General features: G+C 65.7%; 7 protein-coding genes and 1 pseudogene. All 8 read left to right on the plus strand.

Translation table 11 applies throughout. The features are described 5' to 3' along the window. Nucleotides 1–77 precede the first annotated feature (77 nt). The 8 genes and pseudogenes from istA to K410_RS0134490 all read left to right on the plus strand — a co-directional run bounded on the left by istA (nt 78) and on the right by K410_RS0134490 (nt 12,268). Entirely contained in the window at nt 78–1,379 is a 1,302-nt protein-coding gene (istA, locus tag K410_RS0134455; RefSeq protein WP_049820478.1) for an IS21 family transposase, read from the plus strand. Further along, the gene (istB, locus tag K410_RS0134460) at nt 1,379–2,239 is read left to right on the plus strand and encodes an IS21-like element helper ATPase IstB (protein ID WP_028139087.1); all 861 of its coding nucleotides are present in this window, start codon (nt 1,379–1,381) and stop codon (nt 2,237–2,239) included. The genes istA and istB overlap by 1 nt, the downstream gene beginning before the upstream one ends. A 63-nt stretch (nt 2,240–2,302) precedes the next feature. Continuing rightward, nucleotides 2,303–2,722 (plus strand): annotated as a pseudogene (locus tag K410_RS37685) (toprim domain-containing protein); the annotation flags it as partial. Between the two features lie 313 nt (nt 2,723–3,035). After that, nucleotides 3,036–3,641, plus strand: a complete 606-nt coding sequence (locus K410_RS0134470; protein WP_024342316.1) for a DUF1419 domain-containing protein — start codon at nt 3,036–3,038, stop codon at nt 3,639–3,641. A gap of 168 nt (nt 3,642–3,809) precedes the next feature. Further along, a complete protein-coding gene (locus tag K410_RS0134475) occupies nt 3,810–8,906 on the plus strand; it encodes a helicase-like domain-containing protein (RefSeq protein ID WP_024342315.1) in 5,097 nt (1,698 codons plus the stop codon). A 257-nt stretch (nt 8,907–9,163) separates the two neighbouring features. Then, the gene (locus K410_RS0134480; protein WP_024342314.1) at nt 9,164–10,843 is read left to right on the plus strand and encodes a ParB/RepB/Spo0J family partition protein; all 1,680 of its coding nucleotides are present in this window, start codon (nt 9,164–9,166) and stop codon (nt 10,841–10,843) included. A 91-nt stretch (nt 10,844–10,934) separates the two neighbouring features. Beyond that, nucleotides 10,935–11,408, plus strand: coding sequence for a UCP036055 family protein (locus tag K410_RS0134485; protein ID WP_024342313.1), 474 nt, complete (start codon nt 10,935–10,937; stop codon nt 11,406–11,408). Next, the gene (locus K410_RS0134490; protein ID WP_024342312.1) at nt 11,405–12,268 is read left to right on the plus strand and encodes a DUF7007 domain-containing protein; all 864 of its coding nucleotides are present in this window, start codon (nt 11,405–11,407) and stop codon (nt 12,266–12,268) included. Before K410_RS0134485 ends, K410_RS0134490 begins: the two co-directional genes overlap by 4 nt. Nucleotides 12,269–12,470: the final 202 nt, after the last annotated feature.

Consider the following 12,470-nt stretch of genomic DNA (forward strand, 5'->3'; position numbering starts at 1 on the left):
TGTCGCGCGCCATGGAAAACTGCCCCCTCAGCGTCACAAGGGATTGCCCCCTCCTTGGATAGCTGAGGAGAGAGTGAATGAAGCGGGAACGAATCACTGAAGGCTCGCCGTGGAATGATCCACGGGGGCAGATGATGAAGACGCCGGATGACGTGGCGGAGATGATGCGCCTGAGGGCGTGCGGGTGGGGTGTGAAGCGGATTGCGCGGCAGCTGGGCTGCAGCCACCACACGGTGAAGGACTACTTGGCGGCGGGCGGGGTGAAGCCGTTCAAGTCGCCTGAGCGGCCGAAGCGTCTCGACGGCCTTGAGGGTTGGCTGCGCGAGAGGCTCATTCGGCATCGCGGCAATGCCGACGTGGTGCGACAGGACCTGCTGGCCGAGAAAGGCGTGGCCGTCAGCCGGCGGACACTGCAACGCGCCGTGCAGCCCTATCGCCAGGCGCTGAAAGCGGAGGCGCTGGCGACGACGCGGTTTGAGACGCCCCCGGGCCGGCAGCTGCAGATCGACTTCGGGGAGCGCCTGGTCGAGATCGGAGGGGCGAAAGTCAAGGCATTCGTGTTCGTGGCAACGCTTGGACACTCGCGAAGGCTCCATGTGCGTGCGTTCCGGGCCGAGAGGCAGGAGCATTGGTTCGCCGGGCTCGAGAGCACATTCACGACCTTCAGCGGTGTGCCGGAGGAAGTGCTGATGGACAATCCACGCGCGCTTGTCGTGCGGCACGACGCAGTGAGCCGGTCGGTTCAGTTCAACGACAAGCTGATAGCCTTCGCAAAACATTGGGGCTTTCGCCCTCGCGCCTGCGCGCCATATCGGGCGCGCACGAAGGGCAAGACGGAGAACGGCGTCGGCTACGTGAAGAAGAACGCGATCGCCGGTCATTCCTTCCCAAGTTGGGAAGCATTCGAGGCGCATCTCGACAGATGGGAGCGAGAGGTTGCGAACGTTCGGATCCACGGCACGACCGGCGAGACGCCGATCATCCGCTTCGCGCGTGACGAGATACATCGGTTGAAGCCGCTCGGCGGGCAGCCCTCGTTTGGATCCTTGCGTGAACTGTCCCGCGTCGTCGGCAATGATTGCGCCGTCGAGATCGACACGAACAGCTACTCGGTACCGTGGCGCCTGATTGGCGAGCGCGTGGCGGTAACGATCGCGGCCGGCGAAGTGCGGATCCGCCATGGATTGCACCAGGTCGCGGTCCACAAGCAATCGGAGGGTCGCCGGCTGCGGATTGTCGACTCCGCCCATCTCGATGGTGTTGCTGGTCGCAATGGCGCGGTCCGCCGGGCGGAGATCGCTGTGCCGGCGCCGTCCTCACCGCCGTCGTTGTTACGTCCTCTTGCCGAATACGAAGCCATGGTCGGAGGAAGCTTCTGATGGCGAGGGCAAAAAAGGCAATGGAAGCAACGAACGATCCGCTAGATGCCATGCTGGCGCGATTGCAGCTCTCCGGCATCCGCGATCAGCTCGACAGCCTGCTCGACGAAGCCGCGCGCGCGAACCTGTCGGCGCGTGAGACGCTGATCTTGCTGTGCGAGCGCGAGATCGCACGCAAGGATCATCGCCGCGTCGAGATGGCGCTGAAGCTCGCGCACTTCCCGGCTGTGAAGGAGCTTGCTGGCTTCGACTTCGAGGCGCAGCCGTCGATCGATCCAAAGCAGATCCGTGACCTTGCCGCGTCACGTTGGATCGCCAACGGCGAGAATGTGCTGTTGCTCGGGCCGCCGGGCGTCGGCAAGACGCACTTGTCGATCGCGCTGGGACGAGAGGCGATCCTGGCCGGATACACGGTGCAGTTCACCACGGCGACGACACTGGTCGCGGGCCTTGCCAAGGCGCACGGCGAGCGACGGCTGGACGAGAAACTGCTCGCCCTGTCGAAGCCAAAGCTGCTGATCGTCGACGAGCTCGGTTACCTGCCGCTGGAACCTGACGCGGCGCATCTGTTCTTCCAGTTGGTCAGCCGCCGCTACGAAACTGGCGCCATGCTGATCACCTCAAACCGCAGCGTTGCCGAATGGGGCACCGTGTTCGCGGATCCCGTGGTCGCCACCGCGATCCTCGATCGGCTCCTCCACCACAGTCACGTGCTGACGATCCGCGGCGACAGCTACCGGCTCCGCGCCAAGCGCAAGAGCGGCCTTATAAAGACGCCGACCGCCGGTGACGGCCCTCCAGTCGGCTCCGCCTCCCTCCGGCCCGTCACCGGCGGAAACAACCTTCAACCGAGATCATAATCCCGATGGTGGGGGCAGTTCTTCATGACGCAAAGGGGGCAGTTCCGGATGGCGTTTGACACCCATAGCGATTCTGCCGGAGCGATCACGGGGTGGGAGGAGCGTGGACCGCAATGGCGCGGCTTCGCCACTGAGGGCGCGAAAGAACTTTTCCGCTTCGGGCCGCCCGAGCCCGAGCGGATCTGCATTACAGAGGCGGCCATCGATGCCATGAGCCTAGCGGCGATCGATGTCCGACGCTCCGATACGCTTTATATCAGCACTGGAGGCGGCTGGTCCCCGGCGACAGATCATGCCATCCGCAATCTAGCTAAGCGCGCCAAGGTCTGCCTCGTGGCAGCGACCGACAACAATCGGCAGGGTGACGTGTATGCCGATCGCGTTCGGGCCATTGCCGGAGAAGCGAGTGCGGAATATGCGCGATTACGGCCACGCACCGATGATTGGAATGAGGATCTGAAAGCCCTGACGGCGACCCTTTGATGCGGCTTGCGAATGGGCCGGCTAGGCAGCCGTGGTCGCGCAGCGGTAAGGCCGCTGAATGAGTGAGGCCCTGATGGTTGCCGGTGAGCGGTAGAAGGAAATCGGGCAAGGAGAAAGGAAGATGAAATGGGAATGAGGCGCTGCCGCACGCCCGGCCAGCGCGTCAAGGGTGAAGCTTCGCCCGCGTTCCGCGGCCCTTGACCCGCCGGGCCTTCGATGCGGCGGGCGAGGAGGTGTGATGAAGGACTGGAGTGACGAAGAGATCAGGCGGATCGCTCGCGCTTCATTCCGGTCAGGCCAACAGGAGCCGCCGATGCACACCTCACCTATCGTTCGCAAGGTCTTCGAAGGCGTCGCGACGCGCCACGAGATGCACCGTTTGTTCAACCGCCATCGCGGCCATCCGGCCATGGCCGAGGAGGAGGCAGGGCACCTCTTCGGCGGCGAGTGGTTCGAGATCGCTGAGTCCGAGCACGAATACATGTTCGACATCCTGCCGCCGCTATGGATGCGCGCGGACATGTTCGCGATGCGTGAATTCATGACGGCAAGTGTGACAAGCGTTTTCCTATCACTGTCGATCGACGGCCAGATGCGCTGGTTCCACGGTTATTGCGACCTGTCGGACAGAGCGTCACCGGAGCGGATGAAAGCGGCGATCATCGAGCGCGAGTCTCGTCCTGTCCGGGCGATGACGCGCGAAGAGCGGCTCGAGCACATCTGGTCGTGCACCCACGACGACTACCGCGGCTACGCCGGCGAGCACTGGCCTGCCGCCGTGCGCGGCCGCCGCACCGTGCTCGTCTACGCTGGCCAGCAAGGCACCGGGCTGAAGCTGCTGGACGACCTTACCGAAATGGAGATCGCAGCGAAACTGCCGGTGCAGCTCCGCCACCTGCCGGAAGCGGTCGCGGCCTAGCCGGGCCGCCCGCCCTCGTCGACCTGCGAATAGCCCGGCCCAGTGCCGGGCTTCGCAATTCGGCACCCAGCCTCCCGCCGGCTCTCCCGTCAATCCCGCAAGACCGTGCCGCCCGTTGCAGCCGCGGCGGCGACGCGGTCGCGCGCGCCCAGCAGAAGGACATTTCCAATGGCGCAGGACGACCCTTTCACGATCGACCTCTTCGGCAACACCGCCCTCTCCTCTAGCCTCGGCCTCGGCGTCACCGCCTTCGCCGCCCACTTGGACGGTGACCACGACGACAGAGCAACACCGCCAGGGCCGGCTCCCGCGGGACCGGCGCTCAAACCCGCCCGGCTGTGCGCGCCGAACGCGCGCACGCGCGGCGACAATTTCCGTCTCGCCAGCGACCGTGGCCTGGCAAAGGGCTGGAAGCAGCGCGCCCGCGACAGCGTCGCGGCCATTCGGCTCGCCGCGCAGATCGAGGCGGAGCAGCGGTCCGCCTCGCAGGACGAGCAGCGGCAGTTGATGCGCTTCACGGGCTTCGGCGCTTCCGAGCTCGCCAACGGCGTCTTCCGCAAGCCGGGCGAATCCGAGTTCGCGAGTGGCTGGGAGGAGATCGGCGCCGATCTCGAGGATGCGGTCGACGACGCCGGCTACGTCTCGCTCGCGCGGTGCACCCAGTACGCCCACTTCACGCCCGAGTTCATTGTCCGCGCGATCTGGTCTGGTCTGCAGCGCCTCGGCTGGCGCGGCGGCCGCGTGCTCGAGCCGGGCGTCGGCACCGGGCTGTTTCCGGCGCTGATGCCGGACGAGCTACGCGAGACCTCCCACGTCACGGGCGTCGAGCTCGATCCCGTCACTGCGCGCATCGCCCGGCTGCTGCAGCCGCGCGCGCGGATCGTCACAGGCGATTTCGCGCGCGCCGAGCTGCCGACGAGTTTTGACCTCGCCGTCGGCAACCCGCCCTTCTCCGACCGGACCGTGCGCTCGGATCGCGGGTACAGGTCGATGGGCCTTCGGCTGCACGACTATTTCATCGCGAGGGCGATCGACCTCCTGAAGCCCGGCGCCCTCGCCGCCTTCGTCACGAGCTCCGGCACGATGGACAAGGCGGACGCCTCGGCGCGTCAGCACATCGCGAAGTCGGCCGACCTGGTCGCAGCCATTCGCCTGCCCGAGGGTAGCTTCCGCGCCAGCGCCGGCACCGACGTTTTCGTCGACATCCTGTTCTTCCGCAAGCGCAAGGTCGGCGACGCCGAAGGCGACCTGTCATGGCTCGACCTCGACGAGGTTCGGCTGGCGGCGGAAGACGAGAGCGCGATCCGCGTGAACAGATGGTTCGTGCAGCGCCCGGACTTCGTGCTCGGCGCGCACGCGCTCGCGTCCGGTCCGTTCGGCGAGGCCTATACATGTCTGCCGCGCGACGATGAGGATCTCGAAGCGACACTCAAAGCCGCCATCGGCTTCTTGCCGGAAGCCGTCTATGACGGCGAGCCGGAGGTGATCGATCCCGACCTGGCAGAAGCCGGTGATCCCTGTGACGTCGATTGGCCTGCCGATCGCCACGTGCGCGAGGGCAGCTACTTCTTTGACAAGGCCCACGGCTTGATGCAGGTCCTCGACGGCCAGCCGGTCGCGGTGAAAGCGCGCAAAGGCCGCAGCGCCGACGGCATTCCGGAAAAGCACGTGCGCATGATCCGGAAGCTGATCCCGGTCCGCGACGCTGTGCGCGAGGTCTTGAAGGCGCAGGAGCTCGACCGACCGTGGAAGGACGCGCAGGTCAGGCTGCGCATCGCCTGGTCGAACTTCGTTCGGGACTTCGGCCCGATCAATTTCACGACGGTCTCGACCGCCGAGGACGAGGAGAGCGGCGAGGTGCGCGAGACGCACCGCCGGCCGAACATCCAGCCCTTCCTCGACGATCCCGATTGCTGGCTGGTCGCCTCGATCGAGGACTATGACCTCGAGACCAACACCGCAAAGCCTGGGCCGATCTTCACCGAGCGCGTGATCTCGCCGCCTGCCCCGCCGGTGATCACCAGCGCAACCGACGCGCTGGCCGTTGTTCTCAACGAGCGCGGGCGCGTCGACATCGACCACATCGCCGAGCTGCTGCATCGGGACCGCGACGACGTCGTCGCCGAACTAGGGAGTGCCGTCTTTCGCGATCCCGCTAACGGCTCGTGGCATACGGCTGACGACTATCTCTCTGGTCACGTGCGGGACAAGCTGAAGGTTGCGGAGGCCGCTGCCGCGCTCGACCTCTCCTACGAACGCAACGTCACGGCGCTGCAAGGCGTGCAGCCCGCGGACCTCAGGCCGTCAGACATCACGGCGCGTCTGGGCGCGCCGTGGATTCCGGCCGCCGACGTCGTCGCCTTCGTCAAGGCGACAATGGACGCCGAGATCAGGATTCACCACATGCCGGAGCTCGCATCGTGGACCGTGGAGGCCCGCCAGCTCGGCTGGACAGCGGCCGGCACATCAGAGTGGGGCACCGACCGCCGGCACGCCGGCGAGCTTCTCGCCGACGCGCTGAACAGCCGCGTGCCGCAGATTTTCGATACGGTCAAGGACGGCGACAGCGAGCGCCGCGTCCTCAATGTTGTCGACACCGAGGCGGCCAAGACGAAGCTGCAAAAGATCAAGGACGCTTTCCAGCGCTGGATCTGGTCTGATCCCGATCGCGCCGACCGCTTGGCGCGCGTCTATAACGAGCGCTTCAACAACATCGCGCCACGAGCCTTCGACGGCTCGCACCTGAAGCTTCCGGGTGCCTCAGCCGCCTTTGTGCTTTATGGGCACCAGAAGCGCGGCATCTGGCGCATCGTCTCGGTTGGCTCGACCTATCTCGCCCACGCGGTCGGGGCCGGCAAGACCATAACCATGGCGGCTGCCATCATGGAGCAGCGCCGGCTTGGCCTCGTCGCCAAGGCGATGCTGGTCGTGCCCGGCCATTGCCTGGCGCAGGCCGCACGCGAGTTCCTCGCACTTTATCCGAACGCCCGTATCCTCGTCGCCGACGAGACCAATTTTACCAAGGACAAGCGGCACCGTTTCCTCGCGCGCGCGGCGACCGCGACCTGGGACGCGATTATTATCACGCACAGCGCATTCCGCTTTATCGCCGTGCCATCGGCGTTCGAGCAGCAGATGATCCAGGACGAGCTCGAACTCTACGAGACCCTTCTGACCAAGGTCGAGAGTGACGACCGCGTCTCGCGCAAGCGCCTCGAGCGATTGAAGGAGGGCCTGCAGGAGCGCCTGGAATCGCTTTCGACCCGCAAGGACGACCTGCTGACCATTTCCGAAATTGGCGTCGATCAGATCATCGTCGACGAGGCGCAGGAGTTCAGGAAGCTCTCCTTCGCGACCAACATGTCGACGCTGAAGGGCGTAGATCCGAACGGCTCACAGCGCGCCTGGGACCTGTACGTCAAATCCCGCTTCATCGAGACGAAGAACCCTGGCCGCGCGCTGGTGCTCGCCTCTGGCACGCCGATCACCAACACGCTCGGCGAGATGTTCTCGGTCCAGCGCTACCTCGGCTATGAGGCGCTCCTCGAGCATGGCCTGCACGAGTTCGACGCTTGGGCGAGCACATTTGGCGACGTCACGACCGAACTTGAGCTGCAGCCATCCGGCAAATACAAGCCGGTGACGCGCTTTGCCACCTTCGTGAACGTGCCGGAGCTCATCGCCATGTTCCGCTCCTTTGCAGACGTGGTGATGCCGGATGACCTGCGTCAGTACGTGAAGGTGCCGGCGGTCTCGACCGGCAAGCGCCAGATCCTGACTGCGAAGCCGTCGCCGGCATTCAAGCGCTACCAGATCCGGCTCGGCGAGCGCATCAAGGCGATCGAAGAGCGCGACCGCGCACCCGAGCCCGGCGATGACATCCTGCTGTCAGTCATCACCGACGGCCGCCACGCCGCAATCGACCTGCGTCTGGTTGATCCGGATAGCGACAACGAGGCCGACAACAAGCTGAACCTGCTCGTCGGCAATGCCTTCCGCATCTGGAACGAGACAGCCGAGAACAACTACACGCGGACAGATGGCAAGCCCTTCGACTTGCCTGGCGCCGCGCAGATGATCTTCTCCGATCTCGGCACCATCAGCGTCGAGAAGAGCCGCGGCTTCTCCGCCTATCGCTGGATTCGCGACGAGCTGGTCCGTCTCGGCGTGCCACCGGGCGAGATCGCCTTCATACAGGACTACAAGAAGTCGGAGGCAAAGCAGCGCCTGTTCGGCGACGTGCGTGCCGGCAAGGTCCGCTTCCTGATCGGCTCGTCTGATACAATGGGCACCGGCGTCAACGCGCAGCTTCGCCTGAAGGCATTGCACCACCTCGACGTGCCCTGGCTTCCGTCGCAGATCGAGCAGCGCGAGGGCCGCATCGTGCGGCAGGGCAACCAGCACGATGAAGTCGACATCTTCGCCTATGCGACCGAAGGCAGCCTCGATGCGCAGATGTGGCAGAACAATGAGCGCAAGGCCCGCTTCATCACCGCTGCGCTGTCCGGCGACACCTCGATCCGCCGGCTTGAGGACATGGGAGAGAGTCAGGTCAACCAGTTCGCCATGGCAAAGGCGATCGCGTCGGGCGACCCGCGCTTGATGCAGAAAGCTGGTCTCGAAGCCGACATCGCGCGGCTCGAACGGCTGCGGGCTGCGCACATCGACGACCAGCACGCAGTGCGGCGGCAGATGCGCGAGGCCGAGCGCGACATCGAGCTCTCCAACCGCCGCATCGGCGAAATCGGCCAAGACATCCAGCGCCTCACACCGACGGCTGGAGATGCGTTCAGCATGTCAGTGAGGGGAGAGCCGTGTAGGGAACGCAAGCCCGCTGGCCGCGCATTGATGAAGGAGATCCTGACGCTGGTGCAACTCCAGCAGGAGGGCGAGACCGTCATCGCCTCGATCGGCGGCTTCGACGTCGCGTACAGCGGAGAGCGCATCGGTCACGATGGCTACCGCTACACCACCATGCTGCAGCGAACCGGCGCCGAGTACGAAATGGAGTTGCCGGTGACGGTCACGCCGCTCGGAGCGGTCGCTCGCCTTGAGCACGCACTCGACGACTTCGAGGGCGAGCGCGAGCGCTATCGCCAGCGCCTGGCCGACGCCCGCCGACGGCTGGCGTCTTACGAATCGCGCGACGGAGGCGAGTTCGCCTTCACTGGCGAGCTTGCCGAAAAGCGCCGGCAGCTTGTCGAGGTAGAGAAGGCGCTGGCGGAGGACGGCGAAGGCACCCGGGAGATCGCCGCGGCCGCGTGAATAGAGAATGAGAAGAAAGAGAAAGGGAGAAGGCCAGCTCGCAGATCGGGCGGGCCGTCGACGCTGCGCTCAACCGCCGCCTGCGCGATCCTAACCCGTCGTCCTGCGCAGGGCTTACGCCCTACTGGTCCCGCCGGGCAGGGATGCTCGGCCGCAGTTGCACCGGCCCGCCCGCTCCGCAGGGCCCAGGGGTGTCTTCGAGAAGAAGACGAGAAAGGGCCGGCAGCGTCGGTCCGCAACCCCAAAGGAGTGTTCCCATGCAACTCATCAAGGTCGATCCGCGCGCGCTGAGAGAGAACCCCGATCGCATGCGCCAGACGAAGTCGACGCCGCAGGCCGACGCGCTGCTGCTCGCGACAATCAAGGCTGTTGGTATCGTCCAGCCGCCCGTCATCACGCCCGAGACAGCCGGTGGCAATGGCTACGTTATCAACGCCGGCCACCGCCGGGTGAAGCAGGCAATCGCCGCCGGTCTCGAGGAGATCCACGCGCTCGTCGACGAGGCTGCGAACGACAACGGCGCCATGCGCTCGATGATCGAGAATATCGCCCGCGAGGCGCTGAACCCGGTTGATCAGTGGCGTGCGATCGAGCGCCTGGTCGCGCTCGGCTGGACCGAGGAGGCGATCGGCGTCGCGCTCGCGCTGCCGCTGCGTCAGATCAAGAAGTTGCGCCTGCTGGCGAACGTGCTTCCCGCCATGCTCGACCACATGGCCAAGGGCGATATGCCGAACGAGCAGCACCTCCGCACCATCGCCGCAGCCTCGCTCGACGAGCAGAAGGAGGTCTGGAAGAAGCACAAGCCGTCGAAGGCAGATCCGCAGGTCTCGTGGTGGAGTGTCGCACAAGCGTTGCAGAAGACCCGCATGCACGCGCGCCACGCGAGCTTCGGCGACGACCTTGCGCAGGCCTACGGAATCCAGTGGGTCGAGGACCTGTTTGCTCCGGCTGACGAGGACAGCCGTTATACCACGGACGTTGAGGCGTTCCTCGGTGCCCAGCAGGAGTGGATGGCGAACAACCTGCCGAAGAAGGGCATTATCGCGGAGGCCACCAACTATGGAGAGGTGAAGCTGCCGCCGAAGGCTGAGCGGGTCTACGGCAAGCCGGCGAAGTCCGACTGCACAGCGATGTATCTCGACCGCGACGGCCGTGTGCAGACCGTGCACTACCGCATGCCTGCGGCGAAGAAGCCGAAAGACCAGATCGGCGCAGGATCGGACAACGCTCCGGACGATGTCGGCGAGGTCTCGAAGCCACGTCCCGACGTGACGCGCAAGGGCGTCGAGATGATCGGCGACTACCGCACCGACGCGCTGCGCGAGGCGCTCGGCCGCGCTTCGATCGAGGACGACACGCTGATGGCGCTGCTGATCCTCGCTTTCGCAGGCCAGAACGTCTCTGTGACGACGGCAAGCGGTGGGATCTATTACGGCCACAGCCGGCTTGCGAAGAACGCGGCGGCGCTATTCGACGCCGACGGCAAACTCTCCTTCGACATGGACACACTTCGTGTCGCGGCGCGCAATATGCTGGTCGACGTGTTCTCGTGCCGGGAGAACGCCACCAATAGCGGCATCGTCGCCCGCGTCGCGGGCGCGGTGGTCGGCGCGGACACCTTCCTGCCGAATATGGGCGCGGAGGACTTCCTGTCCTGCCTGTCGCGCACAGCGCTCGAGGCCTCGTGCAAGGACACGCCCATCCTGCCGCGCCAGCGCGTGAAGGACACACGCGCCGCGCTCGTCGAGCACTTCAAGGAAGGTCACTTCGTTCATCCGGCCGCGCTGTTCGCGCCGGATGCGACGAAACTCTCGGATTGGTTGTCCTCCGGCTCGGCCGCCCGGGACGACGAAGGCGATGAGGAAGTCGACGGCACAGGCGACGAGCTTGCTGACGGTGCGACCGACGCTGAGGCATTCAGCGAGGCGGCCGAATAACTGGCACGCGCCCTTCCTTCCGAACGATCCACCGCCGCCGGCCCGGCCGGCGGCGGCTTTGTTTCACGCATGCGCAAATGAGGAGAACACGATGTCCGCGCACACGATCTTCGACACCGCACCCATCGGCTCAATCGTCGCCTGGTCCGACGGAACGCCGCAGCCGCCGGCCCGCTTCAGGAAGAAGCTCGCCGCCTGGCAGTCCAGCAACAGCAAAGGCCGCCTGATCCGAATGCAGGGCGGACGAGACGCCGGCAAGGTCTCGCTGTCGCCCTGTTTTACCCTGCACGAGGTCGACTATGGCGCCGGCGGCGTCATCGCCATTCGCGTCCACCGGACGTTCTCACTAGAGGCGAAGCTGCATTTCACCGTCGTCGAACGTCCCGCGATCGGCTCGGTCCGCGTGTTCGACCGCGCCGGCGACAGCGGCGAGCTCGTCTATCTCGCAACCAATGAGGTCGACGCGAAGGAGTGGCTGACGCGCCATGGCTATCCGGACGCGGTGCTCCAGGAAGTGACTGCCGACGAGGTCGGCGCGGGCGCCGTCGAAGGGAGGGCAGCATGAACGCTTCTCTCCCGCAGGACGTGAGCTCCGGAAATCCGGAGGTCGAGTACGGACGCAGTGCCGAGAATTTCCTCGCAGCCCGCGTGGGCGAAACCGCCTTCGCGATGCTGCCGGCGCGCGGTGGCGGGCACTATCTCGCATCGGGCTGGCGCATCGGCCGGCCGATCGCGGAATGGCACCGCGCCGACTTCTACGGCCATTCCGGCGCGCTGGCGGACGAGGCGGCATTCCGATCGAAGGTTGCTGAAAACGCCGAGCATCAGCGCGAAAAGCGTGCGCTCGGTCGCAAGGACGTGCGGTTCGCGGCGAACACGCCGTGGGGCGCCTCGCAAGGCGCCACCCTCTACGCCGACGGTGTGGTCCGCCACTCGACCGCGGGCCACGGCGGCTTCCACCTCTCCGCCGAGCGCAACCGCAGGGTCCATGCCATGCTCTGCTCAAAGGGCGGCTGGTACGAAGAAGACGCCGAATGGGCCGCCGTTGCGATCACCTTCCCGCATCTCTTCACGGCGTTTGAACGCCGCTGCGCCGAGAGAACGATCAAAGACAGCTGGCCCGACGCCTGGGAGACGATCTTTGGCACGACCCTCCAGCCAGGCGAGTCCCGCGAAAAGGATCGCCGCGTCTTCGACCACGCGCATGCACGGGACTGGATTGTTGTGTCCGCCATCACGTCCAAGCGCGAGAGCGGTTTTGTCGAGGTCGTTGCGACGATCGGCGGGAAGCGAGGGCCCGGAACTGAGGAGCGCCGCTTCCTCGTCCCCTCCGGCGAGTATCACGTCGGCCGCTTCGGCTTCGTGATCGATGAGGCGCGTCACCGCCTCTACGGCGGCCCATCAGACTTCGCCGGATGGAGGTGACCCATGCCCTGGCCCCTTTTTGCCAAAGCTTTCGGTTGGCTTGCGGCGACTGACGAGGACGGCGACACGCCGATCCTCGTTGTCTGGCATCCCAGGCTCAGACGGCACTTCACTGGCTCCGATGCCTGGAGGCGCGCCGTGCGGGCGTCCATCCACGCGCCGCAGCCTGACCCGGCCGATGCTGACAGAAAGGAGGGGCAGT

It is taken from the genome of Bradyrhizobium sp. 22, assembly GCF_000482425.1.
In the GTDB taxonomy this organism is placed as follows: Bacteria; Pseudomonadota; Alphaproteobacteria; order Rhizobiales; family Xanthobacteraceae; genus Bradyrhizobium; species Bradyrhizobium japonicum_B.